Annotated in this window: 15 protein-coding genes and 1 pseudogene; 11 read left to right on the forward strand and 5 right to left on the reverse strand. The window is 36.4% G+C overall.

The features are described 5' to 3' along the window. The first annotated feature begins 4 nt into the window (after positions 1–4). On the forward strand, positions 5–2,377 hold the full coding sequence (locus AEA09_RS00345; protein WP_053581960.1) for a polyprenyl synthetase family protein: 2,373 nt from the start codon (positions 5–7) through the stop codon (positions 2,375–2,377). Between the two features lie 128 nt (positions 2,378–2,505). Here the strand turns inward: AEA09_RS00345 and AEA09_RS00350 are convergent, their stop codons facing one another. Together AEA09_RS00350 and AEA09_RS00355 are read right to left on the reverse strand one after the other, a co-directional pair. Then, positions 2,506–3,912 carry a trypsin-like peptidase domain-containing protein gene (locus AEA09_RS00350; RefSeq protein ID WP_053581961.1) on the reverse strand — a complete coding sequence of 469 codons (1,407 nt, stop codon included), beginning with the start codon at positions 3,910–3,912 and terminating at the stop codon, positions 2,506–2,508. A gap of 275 nt (positions 3,913–4,187) precedes the next feature. Beyond that, positions 4,188–5,147: a M23 family metallopeptidase gene (locus AEA09_RS00355; RefSeq protein ID WP_053582279.1), complete on the reverse strand. Its 960-nt coding sequence runs from the start codon at positions 5,145–5,147 to the stop codon at positions 4,188–4,190. A 410-nt stretch (positions 5,148–5,557) separates the two neighbouring features. Between AEA09_RS00355 and AEA09_RS00360 the strand changes: the two genes are divergently transcribed. From AEA09_RS00360 to AEA09_RS00375, 4 genes are all read left to right on the forward strand, one after another. After that, on the forward strand, positions 5,558–7,453 hold the full coding sequence (locus tag AEA09_RS00360; protein ID WP_053581962.1) for a PrkA family serine protein kinase: 1,896 nt from the start codon (positions 5,558–5,560) through the stop codon (positions 7,451–7,453). Positions 7,454–7,813: 360 nt separating this feature from the next. After that, positions 7,814–8,971: a sporulation protein YhbH gene (gene yhbH / locus AEA09_RS00365; RefSeq protein ID WP_053581963.1), complete on the forward strand. Its 1,158-nt coding sequence runs from the start codon at positions 7,814–7,816 to the stop codon at positions 8,969–8,971. A gap of 63 nt (positions 8,972–9,034) precedes the next feature. Beyond that, positions 9,035–10,435, forward strand: coding sequence for a SpoVR family protein (locus AEA09_RS00370; protein WP_053581964.1), 1,401 nt, complete (start codon positions 9,035–9,037; stop codon positions 10,433–10,435). Positions 10,436–10,631: 196 nt separating this feature from the next. Beyond that, on the forward strand, positions 10,632–11,225 hold the full coding sequence (locus tag AEA09_RS00375; protein ID WP_053581965.1) for an SGNH/GDSL hydrolase family protein: 594 nt from the start codon (positions 10,632–10,634) through the stop codon (positions 11,223–11,225). 75 nt (positions 11,226–11,300) lie between these two features. On the opposite strand, the gene AEA09_RS00380 is transcribed toward AEA09_RS00375, so the two are convergent. Then, positions 11,301–12,236 carry an IS30 family transposase gene (locus AEA09_RS00380; protein WP_053581966.1) on the reverse strand — a complete coding sequence of 312 codons (936 nt, stop codon included), beginning with the start codon at positions 12,234–12,236 and terminating at the stop codon, positions 11,301–11,303. Between the two features lie 121 nt (positions 12,237–12,357). Between AEA09_RS00380 and AEA09_RS00385 the strand changes: the two are divergent. The 3 genes and pseudogenes from AEA09_RS00385 to AEA09_RS00395 form a co-directional block, all read left to right on the forward strand. Further along, a pseudogene (locus AEA09_RS00385) lies at positions 12,358–12,705 on the forward strand (AraC family transcriptional regulator); the annotation flags it as partial. After that, the gene (locus AEA09_RS00390) at positions 12,702–12,968 is read left to right on the forward strand and encodes a hypothetical protein (protein WP_053581967.1); all 267 of its coding nucleotides are present in this window, start codon (positions 12,702–12,704) and stop codon (positions 12,966–12,968) included. The pseudogene AEA09_RS00385 and the gene AEA09_RS00390, both read left to right, overlap by 4 nt. A 192-nt stretch (positions 12,969–13,160) precedes the next feature. Next, the gene (locus AEA09_RS00395; protein ID WP_053581968.1) at positions 13,161–13,799 is read left to right on the forward strand and encodes an alpha/beta fold hydrolase; all 639 of its coding nucleotides are present in this window, start codon (positions 13,161–13,163) and stop codon (positions 13,797–13,799) included. A 16-nt stretch (positions 13,800–13,815) separates the two neighbouring features. Here the strand turns inward: AEA09_RS00395 and AEA09_RS00400 are convergent, their stop codons facing one another. Both AEA09_RS00400 and AEA09_RS00405 read right to left on the reverse strand, forming a co-directional pair. After that, complete coding sequence (locus AEA09_RS00400; RefSeq protein ID WP_053581969.1) at positions 13,816–14,121, reverse strand: hypothetical protein; 306 nt, start codon at positions 14,119–14,121, stop codon at positions 13,816–13,818. A gap of 363 nt (positions 14,122–14,484) precedes the next feature. Beyond that, positions 14,485–14,928 (reverse strand): hypothetical protein, encoded by a 444-nt coding sequence (locus AEA09_RS00405; RefSeq protein ID WP_053581970.1) that lies wholly within the window; start codon positions 14,926–14,928, stop codon positions 14,485–14,487. Positions 14,929–15,246: 318 nt separating this feature from the next. Between AEA09_RS00405 and AEA09_RS00410 the strand changes: the two genes are divergently transcribed. From AEA09_RS00410 to AEA09_RS00420, 3 genes are all read left to right on the forward strand, one after another. Then, positions 15,247–15,975, forward strand: coding sequence for a nucleoside phosphorylase (locus AEA09_RS00410; protein ID WP_245622750.1), 729 nt, complete (start codon positions 15,247–15,249; stop codon positions 15,973–15,975). A gap of 83 nt (positions 15,976–16,058) precedes the next feature. Then, a complete protein-coding gene (locus AEA09_RS00415; RefSeq protein WP_053581971.1) occupies positions 16,059–16,793 on the forward strand; it encodes a GntR family transcriptional regulator in 735 nt (244 codons plus the stop codon). A 13-nt stretch (positions 16,794–16,806) separates the two neighbouring features. Beyond that, positions 16,807–17,439 (forward strand): class II aldolase/adducin family protein, encoded by a 633-nt coding sequence (locus AEA09_RS00420; protein WP_053581972.1) that lies wholly within the window; start codon positions 16,807–16,809, stop codon positions 17,437–17,439. The last annotated feature ends 39 nt before the right edge of the window (positions 17,440–17,478 follow it).

Raw genomic sequence — 17,478 nt, forward strand, 5'->3', positions numbered from 1 at the left:
TAAAATGAATGAAACGTTACTAATAAATGCTGATGGATGCTATCGGCAAGCTGAGCAGAGGGCTGCTCATTATTTTGCATCACTTTACGTACAGGTCCAGCAAAAAAACTATGGTCCAACCTTAACAAAAGATATACAAGGGTGGAAACAACAACATATTCAACCTCCATCATTATTCTCCTTTTTTTCGCGTGGCAAGAAAAAGACTAGTCCAAAAGGTTATTACAATTATATTAAATGGTTAAATTACACAGGGAAATTAGATAATTATTTGGATCGTAGCATCTCCTATATTTTCATGCGAGATTTGGGAAAAGCGTTGGATTCACCTGACACACAGACCAAGATTAGGGGTGTAGTTGATACGTTAAAAAATCACCTTACTGCAGATCGTGAAGATGATATTGAGATGTTTAGTGTACCAAAATTGTATAGGCTGGCTCAAAAAGAAGGTGTTGAGTCTGCAATGATTTGGGTGATGAATAAACTAAATACTGTATCCACTAATATTCCAGACGGGATGGATGCAGTGCATGCGCAGCGGAAACTTATCAAAATCATCGCGGGTGTAATACTACATGTCGTTGAGGAAATGGGAGATGAGGTATCTCCTGAAGAACGTACTCAAAAGCTGGATGAAGCGATTCGACTAGGGTACTCATATGGTCTGACGTATCCTTTCGTAGACGATCTTCTAGATGCCAATGTCTTATCTGTGGAAGAGAAAAAACTATATTCCGATTTAATACGTCTCACGCTTACGACAGGATCTGTGCCGGAATTGGGTGATTGGAATGGTGGCAATGTAGAGCTTATCCGCTATGTACATTCTGAGCTACGGGAAGCCTTTGAATATATTAAATCCCACCAACTACCAGAGACAAAAAAGACCTTTTTCGAGCAATCTTATGTGTTTTTTAATGCGCAAGATGTAGACAGAGTAAAGGATCTTTCTTATGCGAATTACACTAATGAAGAACTATATATACCGATCATTTTAAAATCCTCTTCATCAAGATTAATTACCCGTTCAATAATTAGTGCTCCTGAAGACGAGGGCTTTGACAATCGAACATTTTTATATGGCATTTACAATCAGCTGGCGGATGACTTTGCAGATATGTTTGACGATATGGAGGTTGGCGCGGTAACACCTTATACCTACTACATGAAATATCATGGAGAGCGTCCGGATCTAATAAATCCATTTGAATTGTACTGGACAGTTATCTCTAATTTGATTCATAACGTGTACCACTCAGATGCCAAAGCATGTGAGGTGATTTTGGACCGGGCAATAAATGGTCTAAAACGATTTAAAGAACGAATGGGTAACGAAAAATACAACGAAATTATGGATTTACTTTCATCTGGTGACCCCAATTTCAACAAAGTCATTCAAAGTATGGTTCGCAAAGCAGATAATGTGGATTTTTTTGATAAGCTACTTCGAGATCATATCATTATTATTTTGAAAAATGAACGTGAAGAGCGGAGAGACTTTTTAGATACCATCGAATCTTTACGCAATCAGTTGAACAGTATCTTAAGTATTCCCAAAAAAGATAATGTATTTGTGATTGATGAACCAATCATTGATGCGGCAAATTATATTTTAGAGGGTAATAGCAAACGATTGCGTCCAATAATAACTTGGTTCATGGGTGTTAAAGCTTATGGGTTAAATGAGTCAGCAATCATACCACTGTTAAAATCATTGGAATATATGCATACGGCCTCTCTAATCTTTGATGATCTACCATCCCAAGATAATGCATCCATTCGTAGAGGTCGTTCCACGCTACATCAAGTATATAACAGTGCCATAGCAGAATTAACTGGTCTCTTTTTGACGCAGAAGGCTATTGAGGAGCAAACATCCCTAGATCAGTTTGATTCGAGGACTGTACTAAAACTAATTCAATATTCTGCTCAAATGACCGCAGATATGTGTAGGGGCCAGGCGATGGATTTGGAGTCAAAAGGAAAACCATTAACACTAGAACAATTGAATATGATGTGCTTTTATAAAACAGGGATTGGATTCGAAGCTTCCCTCATCATGCCTGCAATTCTCGCACATGCAAACGAAGTAGAGATTGAAGCATTGAAAAAATTCGCACAACATGCTGGCATTGCGTTTCAGATTAAGGATGACCTTCTAGATGTGAAAGGCGATACTATTTTGATTGGGAAATCGATTGGCAAGGATGCAGAAAACAACAGCTCCACTTTTGTGTCCATCTTAGGGGAAGATGGTGCTAAAAAAGAGATGTGGGAACATTACTGTATGGCAATGGAAGCGTTGCAAGAAGTGCCGCACAATACCACATTTTTAAAGCATTTTATGAATTATATAGTGAATCGGGATCGTTAAGATTTGTAATATTAATATGTGAATTGTAAAGAAAAGTCCCTCCAATTGTTAGATGCCTTCAAACAATTGGAGGGATTCTTTGTGTTATGTGTTTGTAATAGGAGCAGAGTTGCCGATAGAACAATAATTTAGTTCGTGTGTTCAATAAAGTTTTCTACGAATGGATATATTTTTTCTGAAGGCACTGCTAAATTTAAATTTTGTCCTTTATCAAATCCTGCAGTAATCAGACCTACTAACCGCCCGTACATATCTAACAGTGCACCACCTGAGCTTCCATTGGAAATGGGCGCAGTAAATTGGATCATAGGGATATCATTAATCTCTCTGAAACCGGAAACAATACCATCAGAAATTGAATTAAATAACCCTAAAGGACTACCTATAGCAACCACCTTCTGCCCTCTAACTAAATGGTCATCAGCTTTAACAGTTAGAGGGGAACAGTTTTTATCAACTCTAATAATCGCCAAGTCATAGAGCTGATGATCCTTGATGAGTTTGTCTGTAAAATATTCTTCCGTTTCATTTTCATAAAGTACTGAATAATAATGCCCACCCGCAACTACATGTAGATTGGTTAAAATATAGCCACAGCTATGGATAACTACACCTGAGCCGCCACACAATATAGTATTTTCATTATCATAAACTTTAATCAAAACAACTGAGTTTGATAGACTAGCCAGCTGCTCATAACTAAATTCTTTAGCTGGAGTTAGATTTTGATGCTGTTTGGCAGGTTTAGATATCTTGGAGTGAGAAATTGTATTCGGTGTAGGAGGCATGGAAGTATGATCTATGTTCGGTGCAGGTGTAAATTCAGGAATTTCGATATTGCCTGAATATAGGCTTCTGCACTCATATAATGTTGAGTATGTTTCTACGTCAGGATACAAATTGACAATATCCTCTTTTGAATTCATATAGCATATGTCACAGCCAAGTCTAGATAAGAAATACAAAAATAATAATTCATGGTGTTTAATATCTCCAATAAAAACGACTTTGGGAGATGTGCTAGTAGGCTTAAAAAGTTTTGGTAAGTAGGCTTCTATCCAATGTAAAAATTTAATAACAAAGTTTTTTTGCAGCGTAGCATTAGAATTTGGATTTGCATTTTTATACATTGAAAGGATTTTTGTAAAGGCGATTTTTTTAGTCCATTCAAGGGACTCGTTATCTAATTGAGCGCACAGAGGTGTTTGATAAAGCGAGTTAGGGTCAGTGATGGGATTGTTAACAATATCCTTCCAACTGTCCCAAATGGTTGATAGTCGATTAATATCATTTTTATTTGATATTGGCTCAAGTCCGTGTAATCGTAAGTATGATGCAGTAGATCTATTTGAAGAAAAATATTGGTCTATTTTAAGAATATTTTCATTGTAAAGTTCGATGGAATTAGGAATACCAATGTATCTTACAAAAAGGACTTCTTTATTCTTGGAATAATGGTGTATTTGCATAAAATCTTCAAGAGGATTTTGTGTTTGTTTAAGCTTAATCTTTAAAGGTTTTGTTCTCACAATCATATCCATGCTCCATTTGAAAATGTATTTATTATACCAATTATAGATAAAATTAGAATAATTGCAAAGTTAGTTTTTTGGATTTAAACGTTTAAATATACTAGCTACATCCAAACTCTAACGATTGTAACAGAAAATTTGGTTAGATATGATTTAATAAATTGTGTGAAAGAGATACATCATTAGACGATGTGGGCAGTAAAGAGGAAATTACAACAAAAAAATCGTAAATTAAAACGACGAGTAACTATACAATATAGATGCTCGTCGTTTTAGATTTATTGCTTAGCCTTTTTAGCTTGTCTTTCCCATTGCAAAAGGGATGGATAAGGATCAAATGCCCATTCCGTTCTTCCGTTGAATTTATAGATGCCGTAATGGAGATGGGGTGGAAACTTACCAGATGTTCCTTCCTTCCCATAACCAGAACTACCGACATAACCGAGTAACGTACCAGGCTCTACAATATCCCCAACTTTTATATCCTTATTATAACTACCAAGATGGGCATAATAATGATACGAATTATGGTTATCACGTATGCCAATACGCCAACCGCCGAACTGATTCCAGCCTTTTACCTCGACAACACCATATGATGTTGAAACAACTTGTGTCCCATAGCCTGCAAATAGGTCTGTTCCTTCGTGGATTCTTCGTCCACCCCAACCTCTATTGGCGCCCCAAGTTCCTCTGTAACTGTATTCGGAGCGAACAGGAATAGGGAATGTATGAGTATCTATATCAGTTGTTTTGAAATGCTTATAAAGTTTAGAAATAGTCGTGATTTGATTAACGACTTCTTCACTACTGTAATATTCCCATAAGGCTAATTTATAATCATCTTCAGTTGACCCGAAACTGCTTAAATAATTTGCCATTGTGAACATTACATCTAAGTCGTCTTTTGGATTGGCAATCCCATCTTCATTACCGTCAAGGCCCAGTCCTCCAAAAAAGTCTATTGTTGTTGGAACTGTATCTTGACTCACGGGATTTAGTGCTCCCGCCCAATACTCGTCAGAAAATTGTATGGCAATTATGCCATCACGTTTAGGAATATCTGAACGAACGGATTGAATATTTCGTTCATATTGATCGATTGCAGCTAAATAGTACCATGGGACAAGTTGATCTTCAAATTGTACATAATAGGTCATCCGCTGCTGTAGAATCTCTTCCCTAGAAGGTTCTTCATTTGCTGATGCGGTGGTGAAAAAAGAAGCGTTCCACAACATGGTAAATGCTAGTAAGGGAATAAGATTTCGAACCAATACATAACCTCCTTTCTTTAGGCTTAGAATAACCTGATTTTTATATTTCATAAGTCTAGCCTGTGCATGAGTTTTAAAATTACTTTGAGTCTTTTATGTATGTCGTATTAGAAAATCCATTTATTGTGAAAAATCCATTTTAAATTTTTCGCGTTATTCTTTTAGAAGGGTGTTTGCATATACTGTGGGGTAACGTTGATCATTTTTAAGAAATGGATTTTTGGATTTGCTGATTTTGACGTATGTGTTGTTGAAGATATTGCAATCATCAATCTATGAGTAGAAATTGTTAAAGAATACAAAAAGTATTAGGTATCATAATTTTCCTGATTTCATACTATGATAGAAAACAAGCCCTGAATGGAGGGAAGGCTATCGACATTTTAAATAAGATTAGAAGTTACCGAGAAGAAGAAGATAGGTTGAAGTGGGAAGGCACGTTTGCGGATTATCTAGAAATTGTAAGAGAAAGACCAGAAGTTGCTCAAACAGCCCATTCTCGTGTGTACCATATGATTAAAAGCGCTGGATTAGGGGAAAGAGACGAGCAGAAAATGTACCGCTTCTTTGGTCAAGAAATATTTGGGCTTGAAACAGCAATTGAAAGGCTTGTGGAGGAGTATTTCCATCCTGCAGCCAAAAGATTAGATGTTAGAAAAAGAATCTTATTATTAATGGGGCCTGTGAGTGGTGGTAAATCGACGATTGTGACATTGCTAAAACGAGGGCTTGAGCAATATTCACGAACGGACGAAGGTGCAGTTTACGCTATTAAGGGATGTCCGATGCATGAGGATCCTCTGCATTTGATTCCACATCATTTACGTAGTGATTTTCTTGAAGAGTATGGTATTCGAGTAGAAGGTAGTTTATCCCCTTTAAATACAATGCGACTTGAAGAGGATTACAACGGTCGTATTGAAAATGTCATGGTTGAACGTATTACGTTTTCTGAAGACAAACGTGTTGGGATTGGGACATTTACACCTTCTGATCCGAAATCACAAGACATTGCAGATTTAACAGGAAGTATTGATTTTTCTACGATTGCTGAATATGGATCTGAATCTGATCCACGTGCGTATCGTTTTGATGGGGAGTTAAACAAGGCGAATCGAGGCATGATGGAGTTCCAAGAGATGCTTAAACTAGATGAAAAATTCTTGTGGAATTTATTATCTTTAACGCAAGAAGGGAATTTTAAAGCTGGACGATTTGCATTAATTAGTGCTGATGAGTTAATTGTTGCTCATACGAATGAAACAGAATATCGCTCCTTTATTTCCAATAAAAAGAACGAGGCACTGCATTCAAGGATCATAGTGATGCCTATTCCGTATAACTTAAAAGTCAGTCAGGAAGAGCGGATTTACAAAAAAATGATTAATGAAAGTGATATTTCACATGTGCATATTGCTCCACATGCTTTAAAAGCAGCAGCCATTTTCTCTGTACTAACAAGGCTAGAAGTACCGAAAAAGCAAGGCGTGGATTTAGTAAAGAAAATGCGTCTGTATGACGGAGAAAGTGTAGAGGGATTTAACTCCGTGGATGTAGCGGAATTGAAAAAAGAGTATCTGAATGAGGGTATGAACGGTATTGACCCACGTTACATTATTAATCGGATTTCTTCAGCTATCATTCGGAAAGAAATACCGTCTATTAATGCTCTAGATGTGTTGCGTGCGTTGAAAGATGGGCTCGATCAACATGCTTCGATTTCTCAAGAAGACCGAGAGAAATATATGAATTATATTGCAGTTGCTAGAAGAGAATATGATGAAATTGCGAAGAATGAAGTACAAAAAGCATTTGTGTATTCGTATGAAGAGTCAGCAAAAACGTTAATGAATAATTATCTAGATAATGTTGAGGCTTTCTGTAATAAAAATAAAATTCGTGATCCGCTAACTGGGGAAGAAATGAACCCAGATGAAAAACTGATGCGCTCTATTGAAGAGCAAATTGGTATTTCAGAAAATGCGAAAAAGGCATTTCGTGAGGAAATTTTAATCCGTATTTCGGCTTATGCGAGAAAAGGAAAACGTTTTGAATATAATTCTCATGAAAGATTGAGAGAAGCGATTCAAAAGAAACTGTTTGCTGATTTAAAAGATGTTGTGAAAATTACAACTTCTTCGAAAATGCCAGATGAATCACAACTGAAAAAGATCAACGATGTTGTCGCAAGACTTATTGATGAGCATGGCTATAATTCAACTTCAGCCAATGAGTTATTACAATACGTAGGCAGCTTATTGAATCGTTAATTAGTAAATAGGAGTGTCCAATTAATTTGGGTGGCACTCCTTTTTTATTTCTTAAAAGAAGTTAAATAATCCGAGAGATTCGCATAGGATAGAAAAAGTGACTACGTACTTTACAGAGTTTTTTATAGTTTGGGTCACTTGTAAGGCATTTAAATTGAAGAATGTTATTGTATATTAATTTTAGATTGCTGATTTATTGGAGTGGAGGCTGGGCGAGTGCTCCTGTCGCTTCGCTTTCGTCGGAAAGCGCCTAGCCGGAACGGAAATCAACTTTACGTTATTGTAGTGGAATATGCTGTAAAGGATAGGTTTTGCTGTAGAGCCTTTAAAATTTTTTGTTAAAGATGGGTGAGGATAAAAATGACTGAAAATCAGAATAAACGTTTTGTCATCTCTCAGGAAAATTGGTCCCTCCATCGTAAAGGGTACCAAGATCAACAGCGTCATATGGATAAAGTAAAAGATGCTATTAAAAATAATTTACCAGATTTAATAAGTGAAGAAAGTATTGTGATGTCGAATGGTCGTGATGTCATTAAAATCCCTATACGTTCTTTAGATGAATATAAAATAAGGTACAACTACGATAAATCCAAACATGTTGGTCAAGGACAAGGTGATAGTAAAGTAGGCGATGTTGTAGCTCGTGATCCTAGCCAAGGAAAAAAGGCGCCTGGGCAAGGGAAAGAAGCGGGTGACAAAGCCGGGGAAGATTTCTATGAAGCCGAAGTAAGCCTTGAAGAAGTTCAGAACGTCTTATTTAAGGAATTAGAATTACCGAATTTGCAGCAGAAAGAAATGGCGGATATTACAACAGAAAAAATAGAATTTAATGATATTCGGAAAAAAGGACTTATGGGAAATATTGATAAAAAACGAACGATTTTAACCGCTATTAAACGTAATGCCATGAAAGGTAAGGCGGAGATTGCACCTATTCATAATGACGATTTACGTTTCAAAACATGGGATGAGGTTGTGAAACCCGAATCGAGAGCAGTGGTCCTTGCAATGATGGATACTAGTGGCTCGATGGGGAATTTTGAGAAATATTGTGCACGGAGCTTTTTCTTTTGGATGACAAGGTTTTTGCGTTCTAAGTATGAAACAGTTGAAATTGAATTTATTGCACATCATACGGAAGCGAAAGTTGTGACTGAAGAAGAATTTTTCACGAAAGGAGAGAGCGGAGGAACTATTTGTTCGTCGGCTTATGTCAAAGCACTGGAGCTTATTAAGCAAAAATATAATCCAGTTCGATATAATATTTACCCTGTTCATTTTTCGGACGGAGAAAACATGTCTATGGACAATGAGAAGTGTATTAATTTAGTTAAGGAGTTAATGACAATATCCAGTATGTTTGGATACGGAGAAGTAAATCAACATAGTCGTTACTCCACATTAATGAATACTTATAAAAAAATCGAGAATCCAAAGTTTCGACATTATGTTTTAAAACAAAAAAGTGATGTATATGAAGCATTAAAAAGCTTTTTCCAAAAAGCAGAGGTTTAATCTTGAGCGAAGAATCGTTAAGTACTTATTCCTTAATAATAGACGTGGGAGGGATTTAGATAAATGGAAAAAGAGCTTCACCGAGTAATTGATGAGATTACGGAAATTGCGGGAGGATTTGGTTTAGACTTTTATCCAATGCGCTATGAAATATGCCCTGCTGATATTATCTATACATTTGGCGCATATGGAATGCCCACACGTTTTTCCCATTGGAGCTTCGGAAAACAATTTCATAAGATGAAGCTGCAATACGACTTTGGTTTAAGTCAAATTTATGAGCTTGTCATTAACTCGAACCCTTGTTATGCATTTTTATTAAATACAAATTCGTTGATCCAAAATAAATTGATTATCGCACATGTATTGGCACATTGTGATTTCTTTAAAAATAATGTTCGCTTTTCCAATACAAGACGAGACATGGTCGAGAGTATGACAGCAACAGCTGAACGAATTGCTCACTATGAAATGAGCTATGGAAAGGATGAAGTCGAACAATTTTTAGATGCTGTGTTAGCGATTCAAGAGCATATAGATCCTTCTATTATTCGCCCAAAGATGTTAGCGAGCGATTATGAAGAGGATGAAGAGGAAATTATTGAACAAAAAACACTATACGATGATCTTTGGAAATTAGATGAAAAAGAAACAGAGCCAAAACCATTATGGAAAAAAGTAAAAAAGTTTCCTCCGAAGCCAGAAAAAGATCTGTTATTATTTATCGAGCAAAATAGTCGTGAACTTGAAGAGTGGCAACGGGATATATTAACGATGATGCGTGAGGAAATGCTTTATTTTTGGCCGCAACTAGAAACGAAAATTATGAATGAAGGTTGGGCCTCTTTTTGGCATCAGCGTATCATGAGAGAGCTAAAGCTAACTACTTCTGAAACGATTGAATATGCAAAGCTAAATGCGGGTGTTGTGCAACCTTCTAAAACTTCGATTAATCCTTATTATCTTGGATTAAAAATTTTTGAAGATATTGAGGAGCGATATAACAAGCCAAATAAAGAGATGCGGAAATTAGGGATTAAGCCGAATTCTGGTCGGGAAAAGATGTTTGAAGTAAGAGAAGTAGAATCGGACATTTCCTTTATACGAAATTATTTAACGAAGGACTTGGTGAAGCAGGAAGACCTTTATTTATTTGAGAAAAAGGGTAATGAATATAAGGTTTCAGATAAGGATTATGAAAATGTCCGTGATCAACTTGTGTCGATGCGTGTAAATGGAGGATTTCCATATATCGAAGTGGTCAACGGAGATTATTTGCGAAATGGAGAGTTGTATTTAGCGCATGGCTATGAAGGAATGGAACTAGATCCTCTCTATTTAGAAAATGTTTTAAAGTACATTTATCAATTATGGGGGCGCCCTGTTCATGTAGAAACGTTTAGTGAAGAAAAAAAGGTTCTATACTCATACGATGGTAAAAAGAATTATAAACGTACTGTATAAAACTAAAAATGACGCGCTCTGGTCTGTCGAGGTAGAGATTAGAGTGATTATTGAATAAAGGGTCAGTCTCTATTACGTTAAGTAATAAGGGCTGACTTTTTTGTTTGAAATGAAAAAGGTGCTCGCAAGAAATTGATTAAAATAATTACCTATTCTATACTGAATTTGAAGATAATTCTAAAGTAGGGGTGTAAACATGGGAAACCAATTTGTAGCAATCGGAGACAGTTTTACTGTAGGAATAGGGGATGAAGTTGAAGGGAAAGCATTAAAAAGCTGGGTAGATCACTTCGCTCAACTACATACGCCCGTTTTAGCATATACCAATTTGGCTAAACGTGGTTTGATAACAAAAGAAATTCGCGAGCAACAACTAAATGAAGCTGTAGATATGAAGCCAACCCTAGTTAGTATTATTGCAGGGGCAAACGATATATTAAAAGGACGCTGGAATCGTGAGGTATTTGAGGACGAGATGAAACTAATGGTGGAGACGTTAAGTAAATCAGGAGCATTCATTATTATAGGAAATCTCCCCGACTTTACTGTTAGAATACCTATGCCACCTGAACAGAAACAATTGATAAAAGGACAATTAATAGAAGCAAATGACATCATACAAACGTTGAGTAACGAGTATAATTTATTTCACATTAATTTGTGGAGTCACTCGATTGCCGAGGATAATACATTTTGGTCGGAAGACTTGGTTCATCCAAATTCATTAGGCTATCAACAGATTGGCGAATTATTTTTTGAGCTGTACTCGAATAGGAAAACCAACGGATAGCCTTTTGTCGACACTCTAAGAAGAAGGAAAGATTATTGAATATCTTTCCTTCTTCTTTTTTTATCTGACCGTTTGTCAAATTAAGTGCAACAGTTCTTCCCGAAACGTTTCGTATGCAGTTTTCCAACCAAGGCATTTCCTTGGCCGATTGTTAATGAGATGGAGTGCTTGATTCATATCATCTAGTGTCACGTGATCGAAATTCGTTTTCTTAGGGAAGAACTCGCGCAGTAAGCCGTTTCCGTTTTCATTACTGCCCCGTTGCCAGGAAGAATAAGCATCCGCAAAATAGACTTGGATGTTTAGTTCTTTCTCAAGCACGTTGTAACAGCTAAATTCTTTTCCACGATCGGTTGTCGCTGTTTGAATTGCACCTTTGGGCAATTGTTGGTGTAACTGTTTGACGGCTGTTTCCATTGAGTTTGCGGAACGGTCTGGGATCAAAATGCCTGTATACCAGCGGGTTTTACGCTCAATAAATGTAGCGACGCAGCCCTTAGCTTGTCCACGTCCAGAAACGACTGTATCTAACTCCCAATGTCCAAATGATTCCCGTTTACGGACTTCTTTTGGACGTTTTGAAATGGGCGTGCCAATGTTGAAACGCCCTCTTGTTTCACGAGGTTTCTGGCGTTTTCCTTTTTGACGAAGAACCGTTAAAGGCATTTCTAATAAGCCATTATAAATCCAGCGGTAAATGCTTTTAAAGCTCAGCTTTCCCTGATACAAACGGCCGACAATCTGTTCAGGTGACCACGTTTCGCCCAACTTTTCTTGAACAGCTTCTTTTAAATCTGATGTTAGTTTTAGCTTCGCACCACAGTTCGATTTATTCGTTTGATAGTGATTGTGTGCTACTTCGGCTGACCAATTTGTATGGCGATTCAGCTCTCTTGAAATGGTCGAGGGGCTGCGTTTTAGCTGCTTCGCAATTTCTCGTTTGGAATAACCTAATTCAAGATAGGCTTCTATTTTAGCGCGTTCAGATATGGTAAGATGAGTATAGCTCATAACGATTCCTCCTCTAAATGTTGGTGTGGTAACTACATTTTATACGAGGTCGTTATGGGCTTCTTTTATTTTGACTTAAAGGTGTTGCGCTTAATATTACAATTCATCATCTATAAAAAATTGGATAGGCAAACGTATTAAAGTGTCTTGTTTCTTAAAGACAGACGAAGTCGTAAAATGTGGGGTTTGGTGTCGAGTAGATAATAGTACAGGTGATGTGATTCAGTTTGATAATATGGATAATCGACCGATTCAGGGTACAACGGACTGGAACTTCTATTCGATTGTATTAGATGTGCCAAAAGAGAGTGCTTCTATTCACTTTGGGATCTTATTAATAGGAGAAGGCAAAGTGTGGGCTGATGGATTTAAGTTTGAGGAAGTCGATTTATCAGTGAAATCAACAAACATGCTGACACAGGATAAATTGCCGTTAGAGCCGATTAATTTAGGATTTGATGAAGCATGATTATGTTTGAGTTAGCTATTGAGTTATTGTTTACACTTTATACGTCACTAGGCTTTGGGACAAAGGAATATAAAATCGAAACAAAAATGGAAAAACTAAGTAAAGAGTATCCGGAAATACTGCACTACTATCAGCAAAATCAACGGATTTTTGAAACAGACGATACTGTAGGAGGTTTAGTGCTAAGCCTCAATTTAAAAAGCGAAGTGGAAAAGAAGAATTTTGTATCGGTCATTCATCAACGTTTTATCGATACAGTGTGAATTATTGCACTTAAACAAACGGATACGTTAATTAAAAATCATTGAGTTGCATAGGCAGCTCTTTTTTTCTTTATTGAACGAACGAAGCCGTTTAACTCAATAAGAAATGCGTAGTATATTTATTATGAACATAGTTTTGATTTCAGTTTTTACGTTATTATACATATATCAGAATTATTGGAGGGCAATGTAATGAAATATGTCTTCGTTCATGGTTTAGGGCAAGATTCCTCGAGTTGGGAGAACACTATATCTTTCATGGGGGAAACCACTCGAATTTCGCATCCTGATGTGTTTGATCTTCTGAAAGACAACAAAACTACTTACAACAATCTATACCTTGCGTTCACTGAATATATGGAAGAATACTCAGAACCAGCCACTCTATTAGGACTTTCCCTGGGGGCAGTTCTTGCATTGAATTATACGATTGACCACCCAAAAAGAGTGCGATCTTTGATTTTATTGGCGCCACAATACAAAATGCCTAAACTGATACTGAAAGTGCAAAATATCATTTTTCGGTTTATGCCAGAATCACTTTTTCAGAAACTTGGTTCCAGCAAACATGATTTTATTCAACTGACAAAATCTATGATGGAATTAGATTTTAGTAAAGACTTAACAAAGGTTCAATGCAGTACGTTGGTGTTATGTGGGGAAAAGGATAGAGCGAATAAACGGGCAGCCAAGAAGCTGGCAGCGCAAATACCAACAGCAGAAATGCGGACAGTTAGGGGGGCAGGTCATGAAATCAATGTGGAGGCTCCCGAACAATTGGCGTCCATACTCAATGAGTTTTTTCTAAATATAGGGAGCCCCAATGGATAAGGGTCTCCCATGCTCATTAACCCCACCACATGGCCAAAACAAATAGTGACCAAAGAGAAGTGCCTATGCCTAACAAACCAATGATAGGGAAATATATATCGGTTTCTAGTTTACCTAGCATGTCCTTTTTGCCAGCGACATAGGTGATTACAGCACTGACTAAATACAAGAAAACGCTTGTAAAGGTTAGTCCGGTTAAATAATAGACAGGTGCTATTGAAGCAATAAAATCATTCATAAAATAAGCGATACCCTGACCGAATATTCCAAATATAGTTGCTAAAGCTAGACTGCCTAATATAAGAATATTAGATTTTTCCAACAACCACACCTCCGTATTAAATAATCGTTTGTTCGACAAGACGATACGCTGAATTTGAACATGACCTCATGAATAAGTGTAAAAAGTAAATAATATTAACTAAAAATAACTTATATTCATAATAACCTAAAAAACCCAATAGAGTATATTTATGTAAAATTAGATTGATTTTTTTTGAGGAAGAACTTGTTCTACAACTCTTAAGAAAAGAACCTTGTTTTTTAAAGGCTGTTTTCTCAAAGATTGTTGCTTCTGGTTGCCCAACTTATTAAACTAAGCCTCCGTTACTTTAAGAAGAATACTTCACAAACTTTTTAGTATTTCAAATAATACAGGAATGCTGCCCCGTTAGTTGAAACACTACTACCATAAATAATCAATACGTTTCACTTGTATTGGATAAAAAGTTAATGCTACTTGTTCAAAATCTGTTGCTTCTTCAAACTCAAATTCCTTAACTTGTCTATTTGAAAATCTCAACTTCAATGAGCCATTTCCAATTTCATTTATTACTACTTCAGATAACTGTTCCAAAGCTACAATGTAGGAACCTCTTTCTGCTAAAAATTGCTCACGTTCTGTAATTTCATCAAATTTAAGTTCTTTTTTCCGACCTCTTGGGGTAATCCAAATAAATTTCACCAAATCAAACATCAATTCAATTATTAATGACTTCGTATGCAACTGTTTCATACCGTAAAATTGTCCACCTATTTTTCCAAACCACAGTTCATCTTCTTTTCTGTACACTTTATAATACTTGTTTCTTGTTACAATATATTGTTCAATCACATAAAAAGATTGCATTTAAATACCCCATTAAATTAATATTTCTGCTTCAAATGATATAGCCTCTAATTGTTTTTATCATTATTATACTATCCTGTTCCATCCCATCCCATTAGTAGAAGAGTGACAATCTTTTCGAAAACAGCCATATTTATAAAATAGTTATTGCTTTGTTATTTGTTTTCTTAGTGAATGCCCTTATTAGTTTCTTTTGGTTTTTAATTCGCGTAAAAATTTACTATATTATAATATTTTTTTTATTGACAACGTTTACATAGATACGTAGTATAGTGGTCAAGAGGTCAAACCTCTTAACAAATAACGAGGTGATAATTCATGGAGAGCGCAGGGAAAATGTTGCCAAATATCCAAGTTGAAGAAGGATCTATTTCGGAAAAAGTCATTGTTTGTGGAAGTCCAAATCGCGCAAAGGTGATTGGTGAACGATTGGATCATGCTGAGGAAATAGCTTATTCCAGGGAATACCGTATCATTAATGGTTATTATAAAGGTGAAAAAATTACAGTAGCCTCACACGGAGTTGGTGCTCCCGGAGCTGCGGTATGCTTTGAAGAATTAATTAAAGCAGGAGCGAAAAAAATTATTCGTGTAGGTACGGCCGGTTCATACACTGAAGCATTACCACCGGGTAGTTTAATTATTGCTGATTCAGCTGTGCGAGCAGATGGTTTAACTAGACAGCTTGTTCCAGAAGGTGTACCAGCAGTTGCAGATTTTAAAATGTTGCTGAAACTAGAAGAAAGCGCGAAGAAGGCTAATGTTACATACGGATTAGGAACAATCGCTACTGTAGACGCGTTTTATGCTGGTCCAGTTAAAATACCACATATGTTATATAAAGAATCAGGCGTTCTTGGTGCAGAAATGGAACTTGCGGCTTTATATGTTATTGCAAGATTACGAGGTGTATCAGCAGTAGGAATTTTTGCTCTTGATGGTTATGCTTTTGCTGATATGAATGATTATAATCCGCATAAAGATGTCGTTAATGCTGCGATTCAAGCAGAAATTGATATTGCGTTAGATACATTTGCTAACCTGTAATGGTTGACCTCCTATGACATATGTTGTCATGTATTATTTAACAATAGTATGATGTAAGATAGATGTCTTAGGGGGGAATACAAATGAAAGATATTGGAATTGAAAAAAAATCATTATCATCAATTGCTTTTAAAAAAATAATCGAATTAATTGAAAGTGATGTTCTTAAAGTTGGCGAAAAATTAGATGCTGAACAAAAGCTAGCAAACAAATTAAATATAAGTCGCCCGATATTGAGAGAGGCCCTTCAAAAGTTGGAAATAGAAGGTTACATTATGCGAAAGCATGGTGTTGGTACGTTTGTAATTTCTAAAACACCTATGCTTTCAACGGGTCTTGAGAGACTAGATAGCATGACGGATCTTGTCAAAGTACAAAATTATTCAGTTGGGACGATCGGTACAACCGAAATTAGTAAATGTACAGATGATTCAATACGTGAGTTGCTAGGCTTAGATAAAACGGATAATTTAATGTTTTTCGAGCGCATTCGTACAGCAGACAAAAAGCCATTTGCTTTGGACTATATTTACATTCCTGAGAAGTATGTATGTGAAGATTTTCACTCCACGTATGCTGATGCCTCTATTTTGAATTATTTTAGTACTGTTCAAGGTACTCCTATATTTAGCTCCCAGTGTAACATTTTTGCAGAGAATGCTTCGGCAAGTATTGCAGATAAACTTGCTATTCTAGAAAATGAAGCCCTTCAAGTATTGGAACAAACCTTTTATACAAATATGAATGAGCCCGTTTTTTATGGGAAAAGTCTTATAGTTAATAACATCATGAAGTTTCATTTGGTTCGTAGAAGGTAAGGAGAACCTTAAAATGTATAGTAAATTAAAACAAACGGTTCATGAGAATGCCTTGAAAGCCTATAATACGGGCTTGATGGCTGGAACTAGCGGTAATTTCAGTACAGTTGACAGAGATTTAAAAGTGATGGCAATTACTCCAAGTGGTGCAGCTTATGAAACAATGTTGCCAGAGGATATTACTGTTATTGATTTTAATGGAAATATTCTATCTGGCACTAAGCCCCCATCTTCTGAATGGCAGATGCATCTAAGTATTTACGAAAAAATATCAGATGTAGGCGGTGTTGCTCATACTCATTCGCCTTATGCAACATCCTTTGCTGTCCTCAATCAATCTATCCCGGTAGTGCTGATTGAAATGGTCTTGCTTGGCGGAGAAGTACCACTTGCTCCATTTGCAATGCCTGGATCTAAAGAGCTAGGAGATGTTACTGCTGAAACGTTATTGAAAAAACAAACATCTGCATGTCTATTAGCTAATCATGGAGCACTTACAATTGGTAAAACGATGGATGAAGCGTATATGAAGGCTGTATATTTAGAGGATTCCGCGAAGATTTATCATTTTGCAAAATCAATAGGTGAAGTCCGCATTGTTGATGAATCAGCGATAAATGAAATGAAGGAAAAACTAGGACTATAATAAGGAATTAAATTAACTGAATATTCAAATAAAGGATGT

The organism is Lysinibacillus contaminans, from assembly GCF_001278945.1.
GTDB lineage: Bacteria > Bacillota > Bacilli > Bacillales_A > Planococcaceae > Lysinibacillus > Lysinibacillus contaminans.

Bases quoted from the DNA above. Each gene is read 5' to 3' on its own strand.
- AEA09_RS00375 (WP_053581965.1), top strand. From the start codon at position 10,632: ATGGGAAACCAATTTGTAGCAATCGGAGACAGTTTTACTGTAGGAATA.
- AEA09_RS00415 (WP_053581971.1), top strand. From the start codon at position 16,059: ATGAAAGATATTGGAATTGAAAAAAAATCATTATCATCAATTGCTTTT.
- AEA09_RS00420 (WP_053581972.1), top strand. From the start codon at position 16,807: ATGTATAGTAAATTAAAACAAACGGTTCATGAGAATGCCTTGAAAGCC.
- AEA09_RS00405 (WP_053581970.1), bottom strand. From the start codon at position 14,928: ATGCAATCTTTTTATGTGATTGAACAATATATTGTAACAAGAAACAAG.
- AEA09_RS00395 (WP_053581968.1), top strand. From the start codon at position 13,161: ATGAAATATGTCTTCGTTCATGGTTTAGGGCAAGATTCCTCGAGTTGG.
- AEA09_RS00345 (WP_053581960.1), top strand. From the start codon at position 5: ATGAATGAAACGTTACTAATAAATGCTGATGGATGCTATCGGCAAGCT.
- AEA09_RS00380 (WP_053581966.1), bottom strand. From the start codon at position 12,236: ATGAGCTATACTCATCTTACCATATCTGAACGCGCTAAAATAGAAGCC.
- yhbH (WP_053581963.1), top strand. From the start codon at position 7,814: ATGACTGAAAATCAGAATAAACGTTTTGTCATCTCTCAGGAAAATTGG.
- AEA09_RS00410 (WP_245622750.1), top strand. From the start codon at position 15,247: ATGGAGAGCGCAGGGAAAATGTTGCCAAATATCCAAGTTGAAGAAGGA.
- AEA09_RS00355 (WP_053582279.1), bottom strand. From the start codon at position 5,147: ATGTTGTGGAACGCTTCTTTTTTCACCACCGCATCAGCAAATGAAGAA.
- AEA09_RS00390 (WP_053581967.1), top strand. From the start codon at position 12,702: ATGATTATGTTTGAGTTAGCTATTGAGTTATTGTTTACACTTTATACG.
- AEA09_RS00350 (WP_053581961.1), bottom strand. From the start codon at position 3,912: ATGATTGTGAGAACAAAACCTTTAAAGATTAAGCTTAAACAAACACAA.
- AEA09_RS00370 (WP_053581964.1), top strand. From the start codon at position 9,035: ATGGAAAAAGAGCTTCACCGAGTAATTGATGAGATTACGGAAATTGCG.